The sequence below is a fragment of the Arcobacter sp. LA11 genome, from assembly GCF_001895145.1.
Taxonomy (GTDB): domain Bacteria; phylum Campylobacterota; class Campylobacteria; order Campylobacterales; family Arcobacteraceae; genus Halarcobacter.
Genome location: NZ_BDIR01000003.1, coordinates 52,118 through 75,609 on the forward strand (window position 1 = coordinate 52,118; position 23,492 = coordinate 75,609).

26 protein-coding genes and 4 tRNA genes are annotated in these 23,492 nt (G+C 27.0%); 11 read left to right on the forward strand and 19 right to left on the reverse strand.

Going from position 1 to position 23,492, the window contains the following annotated elements; translation table 11 throughout:
- Positions 1-54: 54 nt before the first annotated feature.
- A complete protein-coding gene (locus BT997_RS04065) occupies positions 55-1,086 on the reverse strand; it encodes a bifunctional 3,4-dihydroxy-2-butanone 4-phosphate synthase/GTP cyclohydrolase II (protein WP_072680174.1) in 1,032 nt (343 codons plus the stop codon).
- Positions 1,087-1,206: 120 nt separating this feature from the next.
- On the opposite strand from BT997_RS04065, the gene BT997_RS04070 reads away from it, so the two are divergent.
- From BT997_RS04070 to BT997_RS04085, 4 genes are all read left to right on the forward strand, one after another.
- Positions 1,207-1,281 (forward strand) — tRNA-Gln (locus BT997_RS04070).
- A gap of 17 nt (positions 1,282-1,298) precedes the next feature.
- Positions 1,299-1,375: transfer RNA gene (locus tag BT997_RS04075), tRNA-Met, on the forward strand.
- 20 nt (positions 1,376-1,395) lie between these two features.
- A tRNA-Met gene (locus BT997_RS04080) sits at positions 1,396-1,472 on the forward strand.
- Positions 1,473-1,558: 86 nt separating this feature from the next.
- Positions 1,559-1,635, forward strand: a tRNA-Thr gene (locus BT997_RS04085).
- Between the two features lie 97 nt (positions 1,636-1,732).
- Here the strand turns inward: BT997_RS04085 and BT997_RS04090 are convergent.
- The 7 genes from BT997_RS04090 to BT997_RS04120 form a co-directional block, all read right to left on the reverse strand.
- Positions 1,733-2,044 (reverse strand): hypothetical protein, encoded by a 312-nt coding sequence (locus BT997_RS04090; RefSeq protein WP_072680175.1) that lies wholly within the window; start codon positions 2,042-2,044, stop codon positions 1,733-1,735.
- A complete protein-coding gene (locus BT997_RS04095) occupies positions 2,041-2,526 on the reverse strand; it encodes a DUF1007 family protein (RefSeq protein WP_072680176.1) in 486 nt (161 codons plus the stop codon). The genes BT997_RS04090 and BT997_RS04095 overlap by 4 nt, the downstream gene beginning before the upstream one ends.
- Positions 2,523-3,251 carry a nickel/cobalt transporter gene (locus BT997_RS04100; RefSeq protein ID WP_072680177.1) on the reverse strand — a complete coding sequence of 243 codons (729 nt, stop codon included), beginning with the start codon at positions 3,249-3,251 and terminating at the stop codon, positions 2,523-2,525. The genes BT997_RS04095 and BT997_RS04100 overlap by 4 nt, the downstream gene beginning before the upstream one ends.
- Positions 3,248-5,005: a hypothetical protein gene (locus tag BT997_RS04105; protein ID WP_072680178.1), complete on the reverse strand. Its 1,758-nt coding sequence runs from the start codon at positions 5,003-5,005 to the stop codon at positions 3,248-3,250. Before BT997_RS04105 ends, BT997_RS04100 begins: the two co-directional genes overlap by 4 nt.
- A 108-nt stretch (positions 5,006-5,113) precedes the next feature.
- Positions 5,114-7,003 (reverse strand): CBS domain-containing protein, encoded by a 1,890-nt coding sequence (locus tag BT997_RS04110; protein ID WP_072680179.1) that lies wholly within the window; start codon positions 7,001-7,003, stop codon positions 5,114-5,116.
- Position 7,004: 1 nt separating this feature from the next.
- Positions 7,005-7,718 carry a response regulator transcription factor gene (locus BT997_RS04115; protein ID WP_072680180.1) on the reverse strand — a complete coding sequence of 238 codons (714 nt, stop codon included), beginning with the start codon at positions 7,716-7,718 and terminating at the stop codon, positions 7,005-7,007.
- Positions 7,719-7,738: 20 nt separating this feature from the next.
- Positions 7,739-8,788: a phosphagen kinase gene (locus BT997_RS04120; protein WP_072680181.1), complete on the reverse strand. Its 1,050-nt coding sequence runs from the start codon at positions 8,786-8,788 to the stop codon at positions 7,739-7,741.
- Between the two features lie 184 nt (positions 8,789-8,972).
- Here BT997_RS04120 and BT997_RS04125 point away from each other — a divergent pair, with 184 nt between their 5' ends.
- Positions 8,973-9,236 carry a hypothetical protein gene (locus BT997_RS04125; protein WP_072680182.1) on the forward strand — a complete coding sequence of 88 codons (264 nt, stop codon included), beginning with the start codon at positions 8,973-8,975 and terminating at the stop codon, positions 9,234-9,236.
- An 11-nt stretch (positions 9,237-9,247) separates the two neighbouring features.
- Here BT997_RS04125 and BT997_RS15505 read toward each other — a convergent pair whose 3' ends face one another.
- The 8 genes from BT997_RS15505 to ribA all read right to left on the reverse strand — a co-directional run bounded on the left by BT997_RS15505 (position 9,248) and on the right by ribA (position 13,849).
- A complete protein-coding gene (locus tag BT997_RS15505) occupies positions 9,248-9,415 on the reverse strand; it encodes an entericidin EcnAB (RefSeq protein WP_174247191.1) in 168 nt (55 codons plus the stop codon).
- 126 nt (positions 9,416-9,541) lie between these two features.
- Complete coding sequence (gene glyS, locus BT997_RS04130; protein ID WP_072680183.1) at positions 9,542-11,554, reverse strand: glycine--tRNA ligase subunit beta; 2,013 nt, start codon at positions 11,552-11,554, stop codon at positions 9,542-9,544.
- A complete protein-coding gene (locus tag BT997_RS15510; protein WP_174247192.1) occupies positions 11,547-11,702 on the reverse strand; it encodes a hypothetical protein in 156 nt (51 codons plus the stop codon). The genes glyS and BT997_RS15510 overlap by 8 nt, the downstream gene beginning before the upstream one ends.
- Before the next feature lie 45 nt (positions 11,703-11,747).
- Positions 11,748-12,089 carry a hypothetical protein gene (locus tag BT997_RS04135; RefSeq protein ID WP_072680184.1) on the reverse strand — a complete coding sequence of 114 codons (342 nt, stop codon included), beginning with the start codon at positions 12,087-12,089 and terminating at the stop codon, positions 11,748-11,750.
- 3 nt (positions 12,090-12,092) lie between these two features.
- A complete protein-coding gene (locus BT997_RS04140) occupies positions 12,093-12,464 on the reverse strand; it encodes a hypothetical protein (protein WP_072680185.1) in 372 nt (123 codons plus the stop codon).
- Between the two features lie 13 nt (positions 12,465-12,477).
- Positions 12,478-12,696 carry a PP0621 family protein gene (locus BT997_RS04145; RefSeq protein ID WP_072680186.1) on the reverse strand — a complete coding sequence of 73 codons (219 nt, stop codon included), beginning with the start codon at positions 12,694-12,696 and terminating at the stop codon, positions 12,478-12,480.
- Positions 12,693-13,274 carry a 16S rRNA (guanine(527)-N(7))-methyltransferase RsmG gene (gene rsmG, locus BT997_RS04150; protein WP_072680187.1) on the reverse strand — a complete coding sequence of 194 codons (582 nt, stop codon included), beginning with the start codon at positions 13,272-13,274 and terminating at the stop codon, positions 12,693-12,695. Before rsmG ends, BT997_RS04145 begins: the two co-directional genes overlap by 4 nt.
- Positions 13,274-13,849, reverse strand: a complete 576-nt coding sequence (gene ribA, locus BT997_RS04155) for a GTP cyclohydrolase II (RefSeq protein ID WP_072680188.1) — start codon at positions 13,847-13,849, stop codon at positions 13,274-13,276. The genes rsmG and ribA overlap by 1 nt, the downstream gene beginning before the upstream one ends.
- Before the next feature lie 60 nt (positions 13,850-13,909).
- On the opposite strand from ribA, the gene hemB reads away from it, so the two are divergent.
- Genes hemB through BT997_RS04170 form a run of 3 tightly spaced genes read left to right on the forward strand, consistent with a single transcriptional unit; the run spans position 13,910 to position 16,784 of the window.
- Entirely contained in the window at positions 13,910-14,884 is a 975-nt protein-coding gene (hemB, locus tag BT997_RS04160) for a porphobilinogen synthase (RefSeq protein ID WP_072680189.1), read from the forward strand.
- A gap of 13 nt (positions 14,885-14,897) precedes the next feature.
- The gene (locus BT997_RS04165) at positions 14,898-16,094 is read left to right on the forward strand and encodes a PAS domain-containing sensor histidine kinase (RefSeq protein ID WP_072680190.1); all 1,197 of its coding nucleotides are present in this window, start codon (positions 14,898-14,900) and stop codon (positions 16,092-16,094) included.
- Positions 16,095-16,784: a response regulator transcription factor gene (locus BT997_RS04170; RefSeq protein WP_174247193.1), complete on the forward strand. Its 690-nt coding sequence runs from the start codon at positions 16,095-16,097 to the stop codon at positions 16,782-16,784.
- Here the strand turns inward: BT997_RS04170 and BT997_RS04175 are convergent.
- The 3 genes from BT997_RS04175 to BT997_RS04185 are packed head-to-tail and all read right to left on the reverse strand — an operon-like array spanning position 16,761 to position 19,678.
- Entirely contained in the window at positions 16,761-17,432 is a 672-nt protein-coding gene (locus tag BT997_RS04175) for an anaerobic ribonucleoside-triphosphate reductase activating protein (protein ID WP_258239419.1), read from the reverse strand. The genes BT997_RS04170 and BT997_RS04175 overlap by 24 nt on opposite strands.
- Positions 17,413-17,571 (reverse strand): anaerobic ribonucleoside-triphosphate reductase, encoded by a 159-nt coding sequence (nrdD, locus tag BT997_RS15410; RefSeq protein WP_072680192.1) that lies wholly within the window; start codon positions 17,569-17,571, stop codon positions 17,413-17,415. Before nrdD ends, BT997_RS04175 begins: the two co-directional genes overlap by 20 nt.
- The gene (locus BT997_RS04185) at positions 17,552-19,678 is read right to left on the reverse strand and encodes a ribonucleoside triphosphate reductase (protein WP_072680193.1); all 2,127 of its coding nucleotides are present in this window, start codon (positions 19,676-19,678) and stop codon (positions 17,552-17,554) included. Before BT997_RS04185 ends, nrdD begins: the two co-directional genes overlap by 20 nt.
- A 208-nt stretch (positions 19,679-19,886) precedes the next feature.
- On the opposite strand from BT997_RS04185, the gene argF reads away from it, so the two are divergent.
- From argF to BT997_RS04200, 3 genes are read left to right on the forward strand one after another with little or no spacing between them, the layout of a single operon-like run.
- Positions 19,887-20,813, forward strand: coding sequence for an ornithine carbamoyltransferase (gene argF / locus BT997_RS04190; protein ID WP_072680194.1), 927 nt, complete (start codon positions 19,887-19,889; stop codon positions 20,811-20,813).
- Positions 20,814-20,825: 12 nt separating this feature from the next.
- Entirely contained in the window at positions 20,826-22,193 is a 1,368-nt protein-coding gene (hemN, locus tag BT997_RS04195; RefSeq protein WP_072680195.1) for an oxygen-independent coproporphyrinogen III oxidase, read from the forward strand.
- The gene (locus BT997_RS04200) at positions 22,193-23,488 is read left to right on the forward strand and encodes a (Fe-S)-binding protein (RefSeq protein ID WP_072680196.1); all 1,296 of its coding nucleotides are present in this window, start codon (positions 22,193-22,195) and stop codon (positions 23,486-23,488) included. Before hemN ends, BT997_RS04200 begins: the two co-directional genes overlap by 1 nt.
- Positions 23,489-23,492: the final 4 nt, after the last annotated feature.

Below are 23,492 nucleotides of genomic sequence, written 5' to 3' on the forward strand. Positions count from 1 at the left end.
TTTATTTTGATAATAAACTATTAAGATAGTTTAAAACTACCCTACTCTAGATTTTTAACATTCTATTTGTATTTCTTCAATTATTTCCAGACCAAAACCATTAAGTCCAACAAATGAATGTTTCCCTCCACTTGTCATTAATTTAATTTTCTTTACATTAAGAGTATTTAATATTTGTGCTCCAATACCATAATCTCTTTGAGATTCTTTATGTGCCATATCTTCATTTAAAAATATTAATAATCCGCCTTTTGATTGTAAGAAGTTGATTGTTTTTAACATTGAATGAAGTTTTTCATCGTTTAAAAATAATTTGATATCAGGAATTACTGTATGAAACTTTACATGTGTAACCTCTGAATGCTTACCAAATTGTATTGCTGTATGAATATGTCCAATATGATCTTTAAACTCTTTTTTTATTACATTTGTTCCAAAGAATTTATTATCAACACTTGAAATTTCATTTACTAAGTTTTCATGAGATAGTCGATATTCTACCAAATCAGATATATAAATTTGTTTTAGATTATGTTTTTGAGCAAAAATATCTAAATCATCACGTCTTGCCATTGTTCCATCTTCTTTCATAATTTCACAAATAACTGCTTCTCCATTTAATCCTGCTAGTTTACATAAATCAACAGAACCTTCTGTGTGTCCAGTTCTAACCAAAACACCACCATCTTTTGCAATTAACGGAAATATATGTCCTGGACGTACTAATTCTTGTGCTTTTGAGATTGGATTTGCTAAAATTTTAATGGTATCATCTCTCTCACCTGCACTAATTCCAGTTGCAGCATCTGCGGCATCAACAGAAACAGTAAATGCAGTCTCGTATGAGGATGTATTAGATGCAACCATTGGATTTAATTCTAATTTATCTGCTGTTTCTTTCGTAACAGATACACAAACTAAACCTTTTGCATGTGTAACCATAAAATTAACTTTTTCTGGTGTACTTAAAGGTGCTGCATAAACTAAATCACCTTCATTTTCCCTATCTTCATCATCAAGCATAATAACCATATTGCCTTTTTGAATTTCTTCAATTGCTTCTTTTACTCTTTGTATTGCATTCATTTTTCTACTTTTTAATAATTTTTTTAGTATTTGAGATATTATATCGAAAATTTGTAAATTTATTCCAAAAACCCTTGACAAGATATACATTTTTTACTATAATTTCGGCACTTAAATTGTTGGGGTATCGCCAAGTGGTAAGGCAACGGCTTTTGGTGCCGTCATTCGTAGGTTCGAATCCTACTACCCCATCCATTTTAAGTATCACCGGACGCGGAATAGAGCAGCCCGGTAGCTCGTCGGGCTCATAACCCGAAGGTCGTAGGTTCAAATCCTGCTTCCGCAACCAATCAAAGTATGATGTCTTATGTCAAGGTAGCTCAGCTGGCTAGAGCGCTGGTCTCATAAGCCGGAGGTCGAGAGTTCAAGTCTCTCTCTTGACACCATACTTTCTTGATCATCTTGATCAAAAACTCATAAAATAATTTTTCATTATGTTTTTAAATCAAAGTGTAAGATTATTTTGTTGTGTGCTGATGTAGCTCAGTTGGCTAGAGCAGCTGATTTGTAATCAGCAGGTCGGGGGTTCAACTCCCTTCATCAGCTCCATTTGCGAAATAAAAATGAAATAGAACAAATTAATAAATTTGAATATGTTTTTTCTTGTATAAATCTCTTAACTCTTTATCGTTCTATTTCTTTTTTATTAAAAAAAACTTTTATATGTATGTGCAGGGACTTTTCTCAAAAAGAAAATTATTTTATATGGCTTTTTATCAATCTTTACAGTTGTTTCTTTTTTTAGGAAGGGAAATCTTTTTGTTTTAATTATATTGTTTTTTTTATTCATTAAATGAAAGCTATATAAACCACATTTATTTCTGCTATTACTAATGCAAGATATTTTTGCTTCTTTTTTTTCTGTATCATACTGAACTTGTAAATCAATTGTATAACTTACGGGATGAGCATTTATATACAAAGTTATACATAATAGACTTAATAGTATTTTTTTCATTTTGTTACTCCTATACAATAATCATATTCACTTTTTTGTACTTCAAGTTTTTTCGCAGAGCTTATTTCAATCAATTTATATGCCATATATAATTTTTCATCAATAGTACACATAGTAAAGACATTATTTAATTTTATATCTATATCAAAAGAAAGACTAATTCTTTTATCATTGTTTTGGTTTATTTGAATATTTTTTGGCTCAATTTTTATTTCATCTTCTAATGTTAGAAAAATATTATAATTATTTTCTTTTAATTTGGAAAAATGTGTTTTAATGAAAGCATTTTTCTCATTTTTATCAAAAATTTTGTTTTTATTTTTATCAAAGTCAAACAATAATACCCTTGAATTTAATCTATCAAAAATCCATTCATTTTTTATTTTATCTTCTTTTATTATGATTTTTGAATCTAGAAAGAAGTGGGGATGAGCATAGATTATTTCTATACAAATAAAAAAAATTAAAAATATTTTTTTCATACTAATAAAAATACTCCTAATATAAATAACAAAATTATCGCTGAATAAGTTAACAAATTCATATAGACTTTATAATTTTGATATCTAGAATTTTTAACTTGTGTAGCCACAATTGCTGCAACTGATATGGTAATTCCCATACCTATACTCATAGCAACGGCACTTAATATTCCTAAAGAAATGTAGCCTAATATCATAGAGAATAGAACAATAGTCATTACTCCTGGACAAGGTACAATGCCAATTGAAAATGTTACTGCAAATAAATTTTTAGTTTGAAGTCGTTGAATCTTTTCTTCTTCATTTTTATCTGTTATTACTTCATATAACAAATATAATGCAATAAAAATAATAAATATTGCTGATATTTTATACATATTTGTATTTATTTCTTGAAAATGTTTTGTAATAGAGTTTTGAAGAAATATATATAATAGTCCTGTAATACAAAGTGCAGAGAAAGTATGGATAATAGAGGTTAAAAAACCTGCTTTAAAAGCTTCTTTGATTTTTGCTTCTTTAGCTAAAAAGTAACTTGCAATTACTAACTTTCCATGTCCAGGACCTAAGGCGTGAACTAAGCCGTAAATAAAAGAAACAGCTAATATGTAGAAAAAAATAATAGATTCACCCATTTCTAATCTATCAAAATAATTAGATATTTTAATATTTAATATTTGTTGTGTCTGGACAACAAAATTTAAGAAACTCTGATATATACTCATTTTTCAACTATCTTTTGCAAATGTGTCATTTGACCTGGTTTAATAATTTTATGAACGTTATTAGTAGGTTTTATGTGTGGATCTCGTCCATAGATAAAACTTTGTTCTTCAACAATTATTTTATATGCTTTGTTAAGTTCTAATGCTCTTTTAGAAGTTGGTAGAATTAAATATGATATATCTTTTCTGATTTTATCAAGTTCTTTTTCTTTAAATTTCCATTTTTGTTCTATTATTTTATTTGGGTTCTCTAATTTAGATATTAAATCTTTTTCTATATTTTTTTTATTCGTTTCCCAATTTTTAATAAAAAATTTGTCTACTATTTCTTTATTCATTCTGAATTCATCACCTGCACTATTCTCTTTTAAATACTTAACATATTCTGTTTCATCATTTAAAAGTTTTTTATCAGCGATATTTCTAATTCCTTTTTGTGTCCAATGATACCAGCCATAAGCAAGATTATTTTTTTCGAATTTTCTTTTGAAAACAAAAGTTGAGTCTGTAATTGCTCCTATATTACTATGGCAACCCATACAAAATACAGTTTCTTCATAATTTTGTGGTCTTAAATTACCATTTATATCTTCAATAAAACCTTGATAGTACCATCCTCTTTTATTACTAAGTCCTGTTTCCATATTGCCAACATATATATCTGTTCTATCAGGAAAATCGCGTTTCTCTTTTAATTCAGCAAATCCTAAATTTGATAGTTGTGAGTATGTATTCCAATTGGTTTTTTTACCATATCTTAGCTCCTTCATTCGTGAAGACATTTTAATATTTTTATTCTCATCTATATCAATATATCTTACTGAATGGATAAATTCTGTGCCTACAGGGTATAAGCCAGGTGCTATTTTTTCAATATTATCTATTTGAAGTTTCTTTGCTTCACCTACATATGACATGGAAAAATTCTTTTGTTTCATAGTTTTCATATCAAGCGTTGGTTTTTTCCAATTAAATACAATTTTTGAACTTATATCAATTTTTCCATTTTGATTAAGGTCTACACCAAAATCTTTTTCATTTACTTTTTCAATATTAATATCTTTTTGTTTTATTAGTGATTCTATTATCGAGAGATTTATTTTATAAATTTCTTTATCAAACTCTCCCTTTTCATTATTTTGATAAACTTTTGAAAGTCTTATTAAAACATCATCAGTACTTCCATTTGTTGGCCAAAATGTTCCTAAGAAAGGATAGTATGCAAATGCTCTCCATCCTGTGTACTCTCCTTTTGAATTTTTATCAAAGCCTTCTTCATCAAAATTAAAATGTACATCTGGAATATAACCATCCCATTTCCCATTATTATTAAAATCCCATTCTTTTGATAAGTTTTTTAATTTAGACTCTAGAATAATTTTATTATTTGAATCTTTATAGTTATTTTCTCTTATGTAGTTTAAAATTGCTATATCATCAATTTTTGATACTTCTTTAGTTCTATCTTTAAAAAGATTAATCCATGGGTTTTTTAATGCTATTTCAGGAAAATCATATGCTTCTTGTAAATCTTCATCCTGCATAGTAAAATTAGGAATTTTATTTTTTGTATGACAAGAATAACATGGATTGTGTAGTATATTTTTATTTAGTTCATTTTCTGTTTTTGTATAACATTGACTTGAAATATAGGCAGTTTTATTATATAGCTTCTTAGTTTTTAAATCTATTGAACAGGCAGATGTAGTTAAAAGTAATATTAAAAGTATTTGTTTATAGTCTGTATTTTTCATTTATAATCCATTGTTTAATGAGTGTGATGAATTATAAAATTGTTTAGTTACATTATGATAACAAGAAAGGTTATCATTAATATCATAAGTTTTTAATAGTTTAGCTTTTTATTCACTTTTTATTTTTTTAGAAAGTGGAATTTCTATTATAATCTTTGCCCCTACTTTACTATTTTTAATTTTAATTTTTCCATTTAGTTTTGTTTCAATAATTAATCTTGAAATATAGAGGCCTAATCCTGTACCTTCTTTACTTTTTTTAGTTGTAAAATACATATCAAAGACTTTATTTATAATTTCTTCTTTTATTCCTCCCGCATTATCTTCTATTTGTACAATAATATTTCTTTTATCTTTTTCTATTGATATCTCAATATTTTTATAGTTTGATGTTTTTTCACATAAAGCATCTTTTGCATTGATAAGTATATTTAGAATGACTTGTGAAAACTCACTTGGATAACCAAGAATCGGATATATTTCACTTTTTCTATTTACTTTAATATTAATATGATTATATGTTAAACTCATATCTATAATATTAATTGCGTTATCTATATAATCAGAGGCATTAAATACTTCTTTTTTCCTATTTGGTTCAAAGAAGTTAGAAAAGTCATCAATGGTTGTAGACATATATTTAAGAAGTTCATTACCATTTTTAATTCTTGTATTCATATATTCTTTAGTTAACTCATCAAAGTTGTAAGAAGCTTCTAAGTTCATAAATATTCCACCTAATTGAGAAAGTGGTTGTCTCCATTGGTGTGCTATATGTGCAATCATTTCTCCCATCATTGCAAGTTTTGACTGCTGCATTAGTAAATATTCGTTATCAAGCCTTTTCTTTATCTCTTTGTCAACCTCTTCTTGTAATAAGTTTTTTTCTTTTTCATGGATAGTTACATCTTTAAATATGATTTTTATATAGTTGTTATTTAAGTTTTTTGATAAAGTTCCTGATAATTCATAAGAGGAATCTCCTATTTTTATTATTGTATTTGTCAATATACTTTTATTTTGAAAGCTTTTATAGATTTTTTTCCAATCTTTTTTCCCAAAAATAGAAGTTACTTTTCTATCTAATAAATTATCACCAAATATTGTTTTTGCTTTATTGTTCATCCAATATAATATTTGTTCTTTTTCATTATCAAAAATCTCGATTATAGCTTCTGGTAAAAAATTCATTATTTCTTGAGCATGCTTTATTTTATTTTGGAGTATTCTTGAATAATTTCCTTTTATATGTTTAAGAATATCTCTATTTGTAAGAATATTTACTACGTTATTCTTTTTATCTAAAACTACAACTCTTCTAATATTTTTTAATTTCATAATATCTATTACATTTGTTACTAGTTCATTTGAATTAACTGTAATAATTGGTTTATTCATATATTCTTCAATATTTGATTTTAAATTTATCTCTTTAAATGTGATATTTAGGATGTCTTTTTCTGTAATAATACCAACTTGGTGGTTGTTTTTAGTGACTACAATAGAACCTACTCTATGCTCTTGCATTAATATTAATGTATCATAGATAGTAGAACTTACATCTATTGTTAAAACCTTTTTATTTGTTTTTACAATATCGTTTATTTTTAAGTCAACTTTATAAACATCTTCTTCTAAGTATTCAAATAAGTTTTCTTGGGTTACAACTCCTGTATACTCGTCTTTTTTATTAACTAAAACTATTCTACGTATATTATTTTTACTTAGAATATCAAAAGCAATATCTATTGGACGGTTTTGATTAACTGTAATAACTTTTTTTTGTCCAATTTTATATACTGGAGTGTCTAAATTTATTTTATTTTTTAAAATATTTACAATATCACTCTCTGTTAATATTCCAATTGGTTTGTTTTTTTTAATTAATATAGCACAACCATTTTTATTTTTTATCATTATAGACATTGTTTCTTTTATTGATGCGTCATGTTTTACCTGGAATGTATGCTGGTTCTTTATATCTTTTAAATTGTTCATTTTAATCTGTTCTTACGCAAAGTTTATATCCTACACCACTGATATTTTTGAGAATTTTACTATATGTTTTATTTCTTATATTTCTAATTTGACTTCGTATTGCATCTTCTGTCATTATATCATCAGGCCAAATTTGAGTTTCTATTACTTCATAAGTAATTGTTTCATTTTTTTTATTTATAAAAAATTCTAACAATTGGATTTCTTTTTTTCTTAGTAGAATAATAGAGTTATCTTTTTTATTAAGTATATTTTTTTCTGTATGTTGATAGATAAAGCCCTCTCCTAAGTCAATTAAAGTAGGAAGTGAGCTATTTTTATCTAATTCTAATATTGCTTTTTGTGTAGCACTAAAAAGATCCGTTCCTGTTACTGGTTTAACTAAATATCTTGTTAAATCTAATTCTACAGCTTGAACCATAAATTCTTTGTTTGTGTAAGCTGTAGTCATAATAATTCTAGTTTTTGAATCCTCTTTTCTAATTAAAGATGCAAAGTCAATACCATTCATTCCTGGCAAGTTTATATCTAAGAGAATAATATTTGGTTTGTATATTTTATAAAGGTCTAAGGCTTCTTCACAGTTGTCAGAAACATATATTTTTTTAAAAAATCTATTTAAGTACTCTACAATATGTTTTCTAACGTCTAATTCATCTTCAACATATAATACTGTACAGTATTTCATTTTATTAATTAATTCTTTTTTATCCATTTATTTCATTTCAATATATATTATTTATTTTCTAATTCTTTTTCTATTTTTATGAGTTCAACTACTCCATCATACATATCTTGAACACATTGTACTTCTGTTACTCCAAGTCTTCTTTTATTACTAATATCATAAACTCCACCAACACTTTCTGAGTGTTCTCCATGGATACCTCTAATTTGTAAATGAAAATTATCAGTAATATTTTTAAATCTATTCATATCTTCAGATAAGTTTGGAAGTTTTATATGAACACTTGCTCTCATAGCTGTACCTAAGTTAGTTGGACAACTTGTAATATATCCTAAATGGTCATTATAAGAAAATTGTATCTTTTCTTCTATTTTTTTTATTGCAGTGGTTAATCTTTCAAAAACCTCTTTTATATCTCCACCTTCTTGCATAGATATAATTCTTAACTGGTCTTCTTCATTTACCCAAACTAAAAATGTTTTTTCATCATTATGAAATATACCTCTTCCCGATGGCCAATCTCTATTTAATCCAGCAGCTTCTAAAAATCTATCTCCTGCTTTAAATAAAAAATGATCTGAAATAAGTTGTTTCTTTATATTTTCAGGCATTCCATCTAAAGGATAATAAGTCCCTTTTAAATCATCATTTAGTGAATTTAAAGCATTAGATGCATCATTTTCTATTTTTTCTCTTTGTTCTTTAGTTATAGCAGGTCCTAAAGGAATATTTGCAAAGTTACGTCCAACTCTAATTCTTGTTGAAAGTATATATTTACCTTCTTCGTCTGGATTTGGAGCATTTAAGTCATTAGGATTTAGATTACTAGTATGTTTATCTTCTTTAGAAAAACCATGATAATCTTCAATTATTGGATCAAATAATAAATTAAAAGTTGTATATGATTCAATATCTCCTGCATAAACACCTATTCCACTATCTAAGTTTACAACACCAGATAAAATTGCATTTTCTAAAGTAAAATTATTTGCTGTTTTCTTCTCATTTAACTTAGAATACACATCTTGAGTTAAATATTTTGATAACAATGATTTACAAGTTTTTGGAAACTCAGGACAAGTAGTGATTTTATTCATTTTTTTTCCTTATATTTATATTATATTCTTTTAAATTTTTATTTAATTTAATATTTCGTAAATATTTATAATATTTTAGAAATATTTAGTTTTTATTTTATTATAAAAAAATGTATATAAAAGGGAATAGAAATAAGATATTCTTTGATATTATTAAAAAATAAATATATAAAAGGAGAATTTTATGAAAAGAGTATTATTTCTTTTTATGATTTTTATTACTACATATGCAAATGCAATAAGTTGGTCTCAATTAAAAAGTTGGGGAAATAAAGATATAGAACCAGATGTAAAATATAATATAGAAACAGAAGGTTATAATGTAAGAGTGTACGAGTTTACACCTCTTAGTGATCCAGGAAGTACATGTATAATGACATTTACTAATGAAAAAATGGGAATGTTTTGTTTTAATAAATCAAAAGATGCGGTAAAAAGAGATAAGTAACTAAATGTTACTTACTCTGTTGCATTATGAATTGCTTTCTTTGTTGATTTATAAGCTTTAGATGTTCCTTCTTTAGTTGCATCCCAGGCATCTGAAGAATCTTGTTTTACACCTTTCCAAGTTGCACAACCACTTAAAACAAATATTGATACTATTAGTGTTAATAAAATAGATTTCATTTTTCTTCCTATTAAATAGATTAAATTTGTATTATTTTACAAAAATCAAGTATATATTTTACTTTAATAAAGAGGAGAAATTGTGTAGTTGTATAGTTAAAGTAAGGCAAAAGCCCTACTTTTAGTTTATATAGTAATTTCTTTGATATCTGCTATATTTTTAAATTCTTGGTAAACTAAACCAATTGTATTTTTTCTATTTGTTTTTATTTCTTCATTTTCATGATTTACAAATACATTATTGAAAAAATTATCAAGCTCAGGTTTTAAACCAAATAATGCTTCTAATTCTTCATCATATGAAGAGTATTCTTTTGAAGTAATTGTAGTGTATTTGTTAAATAAATCTTTTTCTTCTTTATCTTCAAATAAAGATTCATTTACATTAAGTTTAGAGTTTGTATCTAAATCTTTAATAATATTTGCAACTCTTTTAAATGTAGTACTATATTCTTTAAAATCATCACTTAAAACAACAGGGTTTAGTGCGCATAACTTCTTAGAAACTTGATATATATCTGTTTCTCCTGAACCTAATACAGCTTTTAGAACAGATGGGTTTACATCAAAAATTTTAAATAATCTTTCATTAAAAAACTCTACTAATTTTGATTTATCTAATCCTTTGTATGAATCAGCTAATGCATCAATGATTTTTTCTAAATCAACTGGAAGTTTGTGTTCCATTGCAATTTTAACTATACCAGCTGCTGCTCGTCTAAGTCCAAAAGGATCTTTTGAACCGCTTGGAATTTTACCTACAGAGAATAATCCCATTAAATTATCTAATTTATATGAAAGTGCAATAATACTAGAAAACTTACTTGATGGTAATTCAGAGTCTTCTCCATCTGGTAAATATTGTTCTTTAATTGCAGTATATAAATTTATATCTTCTCCTGCAAGTTTTGCATAGTAATATCCCATCAGACCTTGTAACTCTGTAAATTCATAAACCATTTCTGACATTAAGTCTGCTTTACTCAACATTACAGCTTTTTCTACAAGTTCTTTTTCTTTTATATCAAAAATGTCTGCTAAGTAAGAGGCAATTTTTGCTTCTCTTTCACATTTTTCATACATAGAACCAAGACCTTCTACAAATACTAATTTTTTAAGATCTTCATTTGAAAGACCATTCTTGATATCATTTTTATAGAAAAACATACCATCTGCAAGTCTTGGTCTTAATACTTTTTCATTTCCAGCAATTATGTGTGTAAAGTCTTCAGTTTTAGAGTTTGAAACAACAATAAAGTTATTTGTTAACTTATCATTTTTATAAACTGCAAAATATCTTTGATGTTCTTTCATCGATGTTACAATAACTTCTTCTGGTAATTCTAAAAACTCTTCATCAAATTTTCCAATTAATGCCGTAGGATACTCAGTTATTGCTACTACTTCTTCAAGTAATTCAGTATCAATTTCAATTTTTACACCATTATTTTCTTCAATACTTTTCATTTGATTTAGAATAAGGTTTCGTCTATCATCTGGATAAAGGATAACTCCGTTATCTTTTAATTTATCAAAATAAGTACTAGAGTCAAAAGTAAAAGGTTCATATGAAACCATTCTATGAGCAAAGGCTTTATTAGATGATTTTACTCCATATAATTGGGCATCAACGATTTCCTCACCTAGTAAAATAGCTAAACTTCTAATAGGTCTAATAAAACTATCAGTTCGGCAAGCCCATCTCATTGATTTACCAAAATTTAAAGAGTTGATAAATTCATTTACCATTTCGTTTAATAAATCTTTTGAATCAGTTCCTTTTACTTCTTTTTTAAAGTAAAGAACTTCACCTCTTCCTTGATCAATTCTATCAAGTTGAGATACATCAACTCCACATTTTTTAGCGAAACCTAATGCAGCTCCTGTTGGTTCGTTATCTTTAAAAGCAATTTTTACAGGTGCTCCAAATTGTTCTTGGATAGAGTCTTCTTGTTTTACTTGAAAATCTTTATGCCATAATACTAATCTTCGAGGAGTATAGAAAAAATCAAAATCACATAGTAATCTATTTTTTTCTAAAATATCAGCCCACTTCTTCTCAATATTCGGAAGTTCTTTTAAAAATGGAATGGCTGGTAATTCTTCTACTCCAATCTCTATTAATAATGGTTTATTCATCTACTTTTTCCTTATTAGCCTTTTGTTTTTCTATCTCTTCTAATTTATCTGTATGTTTTTTTATTTGTTGTTTATTAAAACCTCTAATAAACATAAATACCATAAAGACAAATAATACTGTTACAATAACATCTAAAATTTCTTTCATATTTAATCCAATATTCTTTATAAAAGTTGATATTTTATCTAAAAATCACTTATTTTCCATTAAATCAAGAAGATTTGAATTGTTGTCAAAACTTTTTATTTTAAATAAATCTTCTTTATTTACGTGACATTCTTTACATGTAACTAACTGTTGGTGTTCATTTATTTCAGTTTTTATAAGTTTATTTTGAGAATGACATTCAAAACAATCTCCTCCACACTCGGTCATACCTTCAGGTACTTTTGTATGACAATTAATACATGTTTTTAATATTTTATGGTGTGGTTTTTCAATAGACTTTTTTAATACAGGATGACATTGTATACAATTTCCTGTACAAGAGAAACAGTATGTAGATATTAATATAATTAATAAATAAAATCTCATATTTTATTTTAATAAATCTTTGTAAATTACTCCATCAATTTCTGCTTGAGCAATATCTTCAATCTCTTTATCTTGCTCAATAATGGCTAATATTTTAGAGTCAAACATATAGTTCTCTGCAATTTTTTGAATATTTTTTGCAAGTTTCTTATCAGAAATAATATATTTTGCACCTAAGGCATTAGCGTATATAGCTTCTTTTATAGAAGTTACGATAATGGCACTGTTTAATTGATTTTTATTACAATAAGTCAATAGATTTTCATCATAGTTATAAATTAGTGTAGAATTTGGAAGAGAATGTTCTATATCCCAAATACTATCTACTAAACTAAGATCTTCAAATGGAATTAAATTATCACCTAATAATATCATCCTAGTTTCCTTTTTATTTATTTTGAAGACAATCTTTTGAACAATAAAAATGCCCATTGCTTAAGATAGCTTCTTTTTTAGATACAAATGTACTACAAGTAGGACATTCTACCATAATATCTTCGATTTTTTCATCTTCTTTTTTTGTTACACTTTTTTCTCTGTCTTTTTTAAATAAAACAATATAGACTAAAAAAAGTACAACAGCTATTGCTAAAACTTTTAATATCATTTAGACCCTTTTAAATATAGATAATTTCTATCTTTTCTAGAATAAGTTTGTGTATTTTCAAGTTTTGCCTCTTCTATTTCACTTTCTAAAAGACTTCCTTTGTAAAATAAATAACTTGTTGTATCAGTAGATATGTTCTTTGTTATATCTAAGAGTAGTTTTGTATTTGTAACTGCTCTTGATGTTACTAAATCTACTTTTACATTTTCTACTTCTTCTACTCTTTTTCCAATTACTTCAATATTCTTTAGACCAAGAGAGTTTTTTACAAAATTCAAAAAAGCTACTCTTTTTACTCTAGGCTCTATTAAGTAACATTTGATATCTGCTCTTGCCATTGCTAGGATTAGACCTGGATACCCTGCTCCTGTTCCTATATCAGCAAAACTATTATAAGAATCTAAATATTGCAAGGGATAAATTGAATCTATAATATTTTCTCGTATATCTTCAGTACTTAATCTACCACTTAAATTATGAACTTTACCCCATTTTTGAAGTAACGTTGTAAAGACATTACATCTTTTTGGAAATTCGTCATCTAAGATAATATCTTTTATATTTTCTTGGAAATCCATTAAAACATGTGTCCCATATGTTCTTTTTTTGTATTTATATAATCTTCATTATATTTATTTGATTTTGTAATTGCTGGTATTCTTTCACAAATATCTATTCCTAAAGATTCCACATAATTGATTTTCTTAGGATTATTTGTAATTAACTTTATACTTTTCAATTCTAAATCTGTAAATACTTCTTCAACAACAGAATAATCTCTATCGTCTTCGCCAAATCCAAGTTCAAGATTTGCTTCTATTGTATTTCTTCCTGCATCTTGCAGTGCATAGGCATTTACTTTATTTAGTAAACCTATGTTTCTTCCTTCTTGTCTATGATATATTACTAACCCGCCATGTGCGGCAATAAATTTTAAAGCTAAATCTAACTGATTTTGACAATCACACTTAAGACTTCCCAGTGTGTCGCCTGTTAAACATTCAGAGTGAATTCTTACATAAGGTGATTCAATTTTGTCAAAATTTTCACTCATAATTGCTAAATGTTCTTGATTATCTTGCTTGTAAGCTCTTATTTTAAATTTTCCATATTTTGTAGGTAAATTAGCAATATTTGATTTCTCTATATTCATAACCTTTTAAACCTTAAGTTGATAAAATGCTCAAGATTATATCTAACAAAGGTAAATATTATGTTTAAAAGATTTAGAAGATTAAGAATTAATCAGACATTAAGAAACTTGGTACAAGAGACAAGTTTAAGTAAAGATGATTTTATATATCCATTATTCGTAAAAGAAGGTGAAAATTTTAAAAAAGAAATTGAATCAATGCCAGGTGTTTTCCAAATGAGTATTGATGAAATATTAAAAGAGTGTGAATATATTAGAAGTATAGGATTAAATTCAATTATTTTATTTGCTATTCCCGATTTAAAAGATTCTGTAGGTAGTGAGTGTTTATGTGAAGAGAGTATAATCTCAAGAACAATAAAAGCAATAAAATCAAAATTTCCTGATATGTTTGTTGTTACTGATTTATGTTTTTGTGAATATACAGACCATGGACATTGTGGTATTTTAGATCCAAAGACTGAAACTGTAGATAATGACAAAACACTAGAGATTTCTGCTTTACAAGCAATAGTTCATGCAAGAGCTGGTGCTGATATGATTGCTCCTTCTGGAATGATGGATGGAATTATAGAAACATTAAGAGAAGCATTGGATGAAAATGGTTTTGAAAACTTACCAATTATGGCTTACTCTACTAAATTTGCAAGTGCTTATTATGGACCTTTCAGAGATGTTGCAGAATCTACTCCAAGTTTTGGGGATAGAAGAACATATCAAATGAACCCAGCTAATAGACTAGAAGCATTAGAAGAGTCTTTACAAGATGAAAAAGAAGGTGCAGATATTCTTATGGTTAAACCAGCACTTGCATTTATGGATGTTATTAGAGATATTAGAAATGAATCAAATCTTCCTATTTGTGCATATAATGTGAGTGGGGAGTATGCAATGTTAAAACATGCAGGTGCTGCTGGACTTATAGATTATGAAAGAGTAATGATGGAGACTTTAATTGGGTTTAAAAGAGCTGGTGCAGATTTAATTATTACATATCATGCAAAAGAAGCTTGTGAACTTTTAAATAAAAAGTAAAAATAGTTATATTATGGGACAAACTTATCAAGAAGCTATAGAAAACTCAAATATTGTTTCTAAAACAGATATAAGAGGTGTTATTACTTTTGTAAATGATGAGTTTTGTAAAATTTCTGGTTATTCAAAAGAAGAACTTCTTGGAAGTAACCATAATATAATTAGACATCCAGATATTCCAAAAGAGGCTTTTGAATCTCTTTGGAATACAATTCTTTCAAAAAAACCATATAAGACAACTGCGAAAAACCTTTGTAAAGATGGTTCTACTGTTTACTTAAATACTACAATAACACCTATTCTTGACAATAATGATAATATAAAAGAGTTTATTGCAATTCGTTATGATGTTACAAAAGAAGTTGAGTTAAAAAAAGCATTAGAAAAGAAAGATGAAGAGCTAGAAGTATTAAATAAAACATTGGAACAAAGAGTATCTGAACAAACTGCTCAACTATTAGAGTTAAATCAAACACTAGAACAAAGAGTTCAAGTAGAGATAGCAAAGAATAAAGAGAAACAAAAAATGCTTTTTTGGCAATCTAGAATGGCAAGTCTTGGACAAATGCTTGCAAATATTGCACATCAATGGAGGCAGCCTCTAACTGAACTTAGTTTGACAATGTTTAATATTAAGAAGAGTGCAAAAAACTGTAATCCTGAAAAACTTGATCAATATTACAAAGAATCATTAGGAATTATTGAAAATATGTCAGAAACAATTGATGATTTCACAAACTTTTTTAATCCAAATAAACCTAAAGAGAAATTTTTTATAGATTATGCAATTGATGATGCTTTATTGATTACTAAAAAGCTATTACAAAGAGAAAATATTTATATAAATAAAGAGTTTGAAAAAATTGAAGTCTTTGGAGTTTTAAATGAATTTTCGCAAGTTATAATAAATCTTATACAAAATTCTAGTGAAGCTTTTAATAGTAATAATATATCTGACAAAGAAATTGATATAAAAGTTTATAAAAATGAAAAAAATGTTTTGATTTTATATTCTGATAAAGCTGGTGGAACAGATAATTTAGATAAAATATTTGAACCATATTTTACAACTAAGCACCAAAGTAATGGGACAGGCCTTGGTCTTTTCATGTCTAAAATGATTATTGAGAAAAGTTTAAATGGAATAATTGAAGCAAAAAATTGTGATGGTGGATTAGAGTTTAAAATTAAAATACCTTTAGGAGAATAGATGTCAAGTGATGAAATTTTATTAAAAGAGTTAAAAATACTTTTTGTAGAAGATGAGGTAAATATTTCTAAACTATTAAAAGATGCCCTTGCTGATTATTTCTTTTCATTCACTGTAGCAAATAATGGTGAAGAAGGTCTAGATAAATTTAAAAAAGTAAATCCTGATATTGTAATCACTGATATAATGATGCCAAAGCTTGATGGTTTAGAAATGACAAAAAAAATCAAAGAGATAAATGAAGAAATACCAATTATTGTATTAAGTGCATTTTCTGATAAAGAAAAACTTTTAAAGGCAATTGATATTGGTATTACAAAATATTTTATTAAACCTTTTGATCCAGAAGAAGTACTAGAATATCTTACTTTCTTAGCAAAAAAATTAAATAAACATAGAATCATTTGTTTAAATAAGCATTTTAGCTTTGATAATAATACAAAGAATCTTTTTGAAGATGATACTTTTGTTAATATAACAAAAAGAGAGAAACAATTTATATCTTTATTAGTTGAAAATAAAAAAGATATTGTAACAGCAAAGTTAATAAAAACGAAATTATGGCCTGGTGAAGATGTTACAGATGAGAGATTAAGAACTTTTATTAAAAGGTTAAGAGCAAAAACGGCTAAAGAATTAATTAAAAATATTCCAGGACAGGGATATTTAATTTCTCCAAACGATATTTAAATCATTATTCAAACTGTTTAAATCAAATACTTTAGTTGAATTTTCTAAGTTTGATAGATTTTCAACTTCTAAAAACTTTTGTATATAAAAGTTGTCAGTGTAAGTATTTTCTACTAAAATCTTTTGCATAGTATTTATGTCATCTACATCTAACAAGTCATTATGCAAAGTTGTTCTTACTTCAAATTTACAATCGCTAGATTTTAGAATTTTTAAACTATCAATAAACTCATCATACAATGAACTTTTTGTTATATCTTTATATTTGTTTTTTGGTGCTTTAAAATCTAAAGCTACATAATCTAGTAAATAGTTATCTAGTAGTTTTTTTAATAGTTTAGGATTACTTCCGTTTGTATCAAGTTTTATTTTAAAACCTAGGTTTGTTATATTTTCACAGATTTTAAATAAATCATGAGTAGTAGCTTCTCCCCCACTTAATACAACTGCATCTAATAAGCCAATTCTTTTCTTTAAAAATGAATATAAATCATTTAAACTATAGTTTCCTTCTTTTGATTTAACAATATCAGGATTGTAGCAATAAAGACATCTCATGTTGCATGATGAAAACCATACAACACAAGATAAGTGATCTTTATAATCTGTAGTAGTAAACTTTGTTATACTATATATTATGTTTTTCAATAAACTTAACTCTTTCTTGATGTTCACCTTTTTTACCAATATTAAAACTTTCTACTGGTCTATGGTATCCCATAACTCTTGTATAAACAATACACTTTGTTCTTTTTTCTTTTAATTTCTCAGGCTCTAAGCTTTTCATTTTTTGTCTCCTTATTATTTAATTCTTCATTTAATATTTCTTGATCACAAATTGGACAATATTCATACTCTCCATTTATATATCCATGTTTTGGACATATTGAAAATAGAGGTGTAATTGTAATATATGGCAATGTATAATTTGAAATCACATTTTTAACTAACTTTCTACAAGCTTCAGTTGATGAAATTTTCTCTTTCATATATAAATGAAGTACAGTTCCACCAGTATATTTACCTTGTAAGTCATCTTGTAAGTCTAAAGCTTCAAAAACATCATCTGTTAAGTTTGCAGGAAGTTGAGAAGAGTTTGTATAGTAAATATTTTTACCAAATCCTGCTTGTAAAATATCTGAATATCTTTTTTTATCTTCTTTTGCAAACCTATATGTAGTTCCTTCTGCTGGTGTTGCTTCAAGATTATATAAGTTTCCTGTCTCTTCTTGGTATTGCACCATTCTTTCTCTCATGAAATTTAGAATCTCAGTAGCTAGTTGTATCCCTTCTTCTTTTGCAATATCATATCTTTTTTCAGTAAAGTTAACTATCATCTCATTAATACCATTTACTCCAATAGTAGAAAAATGATTGTTAAAACCAGGAAGATATCTTTTTGTATATGGGAATAAACCTCTATCATATAATTCGTTTACAAAAACTCTTTTCTTCTCTAGTGTAGATTTTGCTAAATCCATTAATTCAACTAGTCTTTCCATTAAAGCTTCTTTATCATCTTTATAAAGATATCCAAGTCTAGCCATGTTTATTGTTACAACTCCAATACTTCCTGTCATCTCTGCACTACCAAATAATCCACCACCACGCTTAAGAAGCTCTCTTAAATCAAGTTGTAATCTACAACACATAGATCTTACATGACCTGGTTTATATGCATCTTCATTTGGTACTAGTTTTCCATTTTCATCTTTTATGTATTGACTACCAATGAAATTTTGAAAATATGAAGAACCTATTTTTGCCGTGTTTTCAAATAAGATATCTGTATTTTCTCCATGCCAATCGAAGTCTTCAGTGATATTTACAGTTGGAATTGGGAAAGTAAATGGTTGACCTGTTTTATCACCCTCTGTCATTATTTCATAATATGCTTTATTAATCATATTCATCTGTTTTTGAAAATCTTTATATGTCAATTCAGTTAAAGATTCATGACCTCTTTCTTTAGCTGATTCTAATAACTCTTCATCTTCAATATCAATAAATAAATGTGCTTGGTTTTTTGTTGGTATTTGATCAGCTAAATCTCTTGGAACGGTCCAATCAATTGTGATATTTGTAAAAGGACTTTGTCCCCAACGTGCTGGTACATTTAAATTGTAAATAAAACTTCTAATATTTTTCTTTACTTCAGAATAAGATAATTTGTCTTTAAATACATAAGGTGCTAAATATGTATCAAATGAAGAGAAAGCTTGTGCTCCGGCCCATTCACTTTGTAAAATACCTAAGAAATTTGCCATTTGACCTAAGGCTTCTCTAAAATGATTAGGAGCATCACTTTCAACTCTTCCTCTTACTCCATTAAATCCTTCATCAAGAAGAACTCTTAAACTCCATCCTGCACAATATCCACTTAAACAATCTAAATCATGAATATGATAATCTGCATTTCTATGAGCATAGCCTTCTTCTTTTGAATAAATTTTGTCTAACCAATAGTTTGCAATTACTTTTCCTGCACTATTGTTTATTAACCCTGCATGTGAATATCCAGTATTTGAATTAGCTTTGATTCTCCAATCTGTACCATTTATATACTCTTCTATAGTTTGAGTAGAATTAATATATGTTGTATCATCACTTAGCCCTAAGATTTGTTCTCTTTGCATTTTGTGCATGTGTCTATATAACATGAAAGATTTCATTACATCAAAATATCTAGCTTTATATAATTCTTCTTCTATAGCATCTTGAATATCTTCTACAGCTATTATTCTTTTCTTTTTTAATAATTCTATTACGTTTAAATATACTACAGAATCATAAGTAACATGTGTACTTTTAAATGCTTTTTTTATTGCATCTTTAATCTTAAATTCTTGAAACTCTTCATTTGTTCCATCTCTTTTTAATATTTCATTTATCATTTATTATCCTTAAAGCGATAGTGCAATAATAGGCTTAAAAATCTTAAAAAATAATAATATAAAATGTCACAAAAATGTCACTATATGGGCTCTAGAGAAAAATAAATAATTAAATAAAAGTAAAAATAATAAGTTGAAAAATATTTAAGTGAATAGTAAATCAATTTTGGGTAAAATTTAATCTTTTTTAAAACATAAAGGTTAAACTATGAGACACTTTTTAACACTAAAAGACTACTCTAAAGAAGAGATTTTAGAGATTTTAAATTTAGCATCAAAAATTAAAATTGAAACTAAAAATAGAGTTTTTAAAGATTATATGCCAAAACAAACACTTGGAATGATATTTGAAAAAAGTAGCACAAGAACAAGAGTTAGTTTTGAAACTGGTATTTATCAATTAGGTGGAGTAGGATTATTTTTATCTTCAAATGATATTCAACTTGGACGTGGTGAGCCTATGAGCGATACATCAAGAGTTATATCAAGAATGGTAGATATGGTAATGATTAGAACATTTGAGCAAAGTAAAATTGAAGAGTTTGCAAAATATTCTAAAGTTCCTGTTATAAATGGTTTAACAAATGAATATCATCCTGTACAACTTATGGCAGACTATATGACTATCCAAGAAGCTGGTCTTGAAAAAAATCTTATAGTTGCATATGTTGGAGATGGTAATAACTTAGCACACTCATGGTTAATGCTTGCATCAAAACTTGGATTTGAACTTAGAATTGCAACTCCAAAAGGTTATGAAGTACAACAAAATATTTTAGATGATGCATTAGAATTTGCAAAAGAGTCTGGTGCAAAAATTATTATCGGTAATGATCCAATTGAAGCTATACAAGGTTCTACAGTAGTCACAACTGATACATGGGTATCTATGGGACAAGAGGATGAAAAAGAAAAAAGATTAAAAGATTTTGACGGATATATTGTAGATAACAAAATGATGTCAAGAGCAAAAGATAATGCCATTTTCTTACACTGTTTACCTGCATATCGTGGATATGAAGTTAGTGAAGAAGTAATAGAAAGTGAACAAAGTTTAGTTTTCGAAGAAGCTGAAAATAGATTACATGCTCAAAAAGGTGTAATGGTTTGGTTAGATAGACAACTAAAAAAATAGAAAGTTAATAAAATGATAGATTTTAAAAAATTTGAAAAGTATTCAAAGCCTGGGCCTAGATATACTTCTTATCCTACAGCACCTGAGTTTAGTGAAGAATTTTCACAAAAAGATTTAATAAATTATTTCGAAGGACAAGATGATAATAGAAACTTATCTTTATATATTCATCTTCCTTTTTGTAGAAGTGCCTGTTATTTTTGTGGATGTAATGTAATATTTACTTCAAAAGATGACAAGAAAATTAAATATCTTGATTATTTAAAAAAAGAGTTAGATTTACTAAAAAAGGTATTGAATACTTCAAGAAAAGTAACTCAAATGCATTTTGGTGGTGGAACACCAACATATTTTACAGCTGAGCAATTAGATGAAGTAATTACTATGATTAAAGATACTTTTCCTAACTTCTCTGATGATGCCGAAGTTTCATGTGAAGTAGATCCAAGATTCTTTACAAAAGAGCATATGACTGTTCTTAAAAAAGGTGGATGTAATAGATTAAGCTTTGGAGTTCAAGATTTAGATGAAGAAGTTCAAAAAACAATTCATCGAATCCAGCCATATGAAACAACACAAAATGTAATGCAAATTGCAAGAGATGCGGGAATAAATTCTATTAATATTGATTTAATTTATGGTCTTCCTCATCAAACTAAAAAAACATTTCATGAGACTATCAAACAAGTTTTAACTTTAGATCCAGATAGACTTGCAGTATTTAATTATGCTCATGTTCCATGGCTTATGAAAACTATGAGAAAGTTTGATGAAACAACATTTGCACCACCATCAGAAAAGCTTGAAATATTAAAAGATACTATTGAGTTTTTTACTTCTAATGGTTACAAAATGGTTGGTATGGACCATTTTGCTAAACCTGAAGATGAATTATTTAAAGCAATCCAAAAAGGTGAATTACATAGAAACTTCCAAGGGTATACTACAAAAGGTGGAGCTGATTTAATTGGAATTGGTGTTACATCTATTGGAAATGGTGTTGATTATTATGCTCAAAACTTTAAAGATTTAAAACAATATGAAGAATCATTAGATAATGGTGATTTACCAATATTTAAAGGTTATAGATTAAGTGATGATGATATTTTAAGACAATATGTGATTATGGAACTTATGAGTAACTTTAGTTTAAATATTCCAAGAGTAGAAAAAGAATTTAATATTAATTTTAATGAATATTTTAAAGATGACTTAAAAGAATTAGATGAGTTTATTGAAGCAGAGTTAGTTTCAATTAATAATGATAAAATTCAAGTTTCACAAACAGGGACAATGTTAATTAGAAATATTTGTATGCCATTTGATGCATATCTTAAAAAAGTTCCTGAAAATAAAAGAAGGTTTAGTAAAACAATATAATGAATATACTTGATAAATTTGATTATACTGAAATTAGTGATGATTGTGTAAAGTGTGGTAAATGTAAGCCAGTATGTACGATTTTTAATATAAATCAAGATGAAACTACATCTCCTAGAGGTTTTATTGATCTTTTAGGTGCTTATAAAAGAGATGAATTAGAACTTGACCAAAATGCAAAAGATATTTTTGAGTCATGTTTTTTATGTACAAACTGTGTTGAAGTTTGTCCAAATGATTTACCTACTGATATGATTATTGAGCAAGTTAGAGCTGATATAGCTCAAAAGTACGGTATCGCTTGGTATAAAAGAATGTTCTTTTGGTTATTAAGACATAGAAAAACTATGGATATGCTTTCAAGACTTGGTTGGGTATTTCAAACATGTGCATTAAAAATCGATAAGAAAAAACAATCAGGACTTCCTAGATTTTCATTACCAATAGTAAAAAAAGACAGATCATTACCATTTGCAGATATGAGAAGTTTTTTAAATAAATATCCTCAAAATATTTTTGCAAAAAATAAAAAGAAAGAGGAAGACAAAAAAAATAAAGTTGCAATTTTTATTGGATGTATGAGTAACTATACATATACAAATACTGGTGATTCTTTAGTAAAAATTCTTAAAAAGTTAGAACTTGATATTTTTATTCCTAAAAAACAGTTATGTTGTGGGGCTCCGGCATATTTTACTGGAGACTTTGATACAGTTGATTATTTAGCTAAAAAAAATATTGAATATTTTGAGACATGGATAAATAATGTAGATGCAGTAATTATTCCAGAAGCTACATGTTCTGCAATGATAAATCAAGATTGGGCACACTATTTTCATAATCAACCAGAATGGAAAAAAAGAGCTGAAACTTTATCTAAGAAAATTTTTATGGCAACTAAATGGCTAGAAAATAATACTGATTTAAAAGAATTACTTGCAAAATCTGATAAGAAGATGGAAGATGTAATAACATATCATGATCCTTGTCATGCTAAAAAGATGCAAGGTGTATGGCAAGAACCAAGAGAATTATTAAAACAAAACTATGTCGTGACTGAAATGAGCGACTCAAATAGATGTTGTGGTTTTGGTGGTGTTACAATGCAAACTGAAAAATATGATTATGCAAAAGCTGCAGGTGCTCCAAAAGCTGCAATGATTAAAGAGACTAAAGCACAAGTAGTTAGTGCAGAATGTTCTGCCTGTAGAATGCAAATTACAAATTCTTTACATCAAGCAGATGTTGATGTTCAATTTAAAAATCCAATTGAACTAATTGCAGAAGCATTATAATAGG

What these genes read in the sequence shown, in the direction of transcription:
- BT997_RS04110 (WP_072680179.1), bottom strand. Translation starts at nt 7,003, where the DNA reads ATGAACAATTTAAAAGATATAAAGAACCAGCATACATTCCAGGTAAAA.
- BT997_RS04095 (WP_072680176.1), bottom strand. Translation starts at nt 2,526, where the DNA reads ATGAAAAAAATATTTTTAATTTTTTTTATTTGTATAGAAATAATCTAT.
- BT997_RS04165 (WP_072680190.1), top strand. Translation starts at nt 14,898, where the DNA reads ATGGGACAAACTTATCAAGAAGCTATAGAAAACTCAAATATTGTTTCT.
- BT997_RS04120 (WP_072680181.1), bottom strand. Translation starts at nt 8,788, where the DNA reads ATGAATAAAATCACTACTTGTCCTGAGTTTCCAAAAACTTGTAAATCA.
- BT997_RS15505 (WP_174247191.1), bottom strand. Translation starts at nt 9,415, where the DNA reads ATGAAATCTATTTTATTAACACTAATAGTATCAATATTTGTTTTAAGT.
- ribA (WP_072680188.1), bottom strand. Translation starts at nt 13,849, where the DNA reads ATGAATATAGAGAAATCAAATATTGCTAATTTACCTACAAAATATGGA.
- BT997_RS15510 (WP_174247192.1), bottom strand. Translation starts at nt 11,702, where the DNA reads ATGAAAGAAATTTTAGATGTTATTGTAACAGTATTATTTGTCTTTATG.
- BT997_RS04145 (WP_072680186.1), bottom strand. Translation starts at nt 12,696, where the DNA reads ATGATATTAAAAGTTTTAGCAATAGCTGTTGTACTTTTTTTAGTCTAT.
- glyS (WP_072680183.1), bottom strand. Translation starts at nt 11,554, where the DNA reads ATGAATAAACCATTATTAATAGAGATTGGAGTAGAAGAATTACCAGCC.
- BT997_RS04185 (WP_072680193.1), bottom strand. Translation starts at nt 19,678, where the DNA reads ATGATAAATGAAATATTAAAAAGAGATGGAACAAATGAAGAGTTTCAA.
- argF (WP_072680194.1), top strand. Translation starts at nt 19,887, where the DNA reads ATGAGACACTTTTTAACACTAAAAGACTACTCTAAAGAAGAGATTTTA.
- BT997_RS04105 (WP_072680178.1), bottom strand. Translation starts at nt 5,005, where the DNA reads ATGAAAAATACAGACTATAAACAAATACTTTTAATATTACTTTTAACT.
- BT997_RS04170 (WP_174247193.1), top strand. Translation starts at nt 16,095, where the DNA reads ATGTCAAGTGATGAAATTTTATTAAAAGAGTTAAAAATACTTTTTGTA.
- BT997_RS04115 (WP_072680180.1), bottom strand. Translation starts at nt 7,718, where the DNA reads ATGGATAAAAAAGAATTAATTAATAAAATGAAATACTGTACAGTATTA.
- hemB (WP_072680189.1), top strand. Translation starts at nt 13,910, where the DNA reads ATGTTTAAAAGATTTAGAAGATTAAGAATTAATCAGACATTAAGAAAC.
- BT997_RS04135 (WP_072680184.1), bottom strand. Translation starts at nt 12,089, where the DNA reads ATGAGATTTTATTTATTAATTATATTAATATCTACATACTGTTTCTCT.
- BT997_RS04100 (WP_072680177.1), bottom strand. Translation starts at nt 3,251, where the DNA reads ATGAGTATATATCAGAGTTTCTTAAATTTTGTTGTCCAGACACAACAA.
- hemN (WP_072680195.1), top strand. Translation starts at nt 20,826, where the DNA reads ATGATAGATTTTAAAAAATTTGAAAAGTATTCAAAGCCTGGGCCTAGA.
- BT997_RS04065 (WP_072680174.1), bottom strand. Translation starts at nt 1,086, where the DNA reads ATGAATGCAATACAAAGAGTAAAAGAAGCAATTGAAGAAATTCAAAAA.
- BT997_RS04090 (WP_072680175.1), bottom strand. Translation starts at nt 2,044, where the DNA reads ATGAAAAAAATACTATTAAGTCTATTATGTATAACTTTGTATATAAAT.
- BT997_RS04200 (WP_072680196.1), top strand. Translation starts at nt 22,193, where the DNA reads ATGAATATACTTGATAAATTTGATTATACTGAAATTAGTGATGATTGT.
- nrdD (WP_072680192.1), bottom strand. Translation starts at nt 17,571, where the DNA reads ATGAAAAGCTTAGAGCCTGAGAAATTAAAAGAAAAAAGAACAAAGTGT.
- rsmG (WP_072680187.1), bottom strand. Translation starts at nt 13,274, where the DNA reads ATGGATTTCCAAGAAAATATAAAAGATATTATCTTAGATGACGAATTT.
- BT997_RS04140 (WP_072680185.1), bottom strand. Translation starts at nt 12,464, where the DNA reads ATGATATTATTAGGTGATAATTTAATTCCATTTGAAGATCTTAGTTTA.
- BT997_RS04125 (WP_072680182.1), top strand. Translation starts at nt 8,973, where the DNA reads ATGAAAAGAGTATTATTTCTTTTTATGATTTTTATTACTACATATGCA.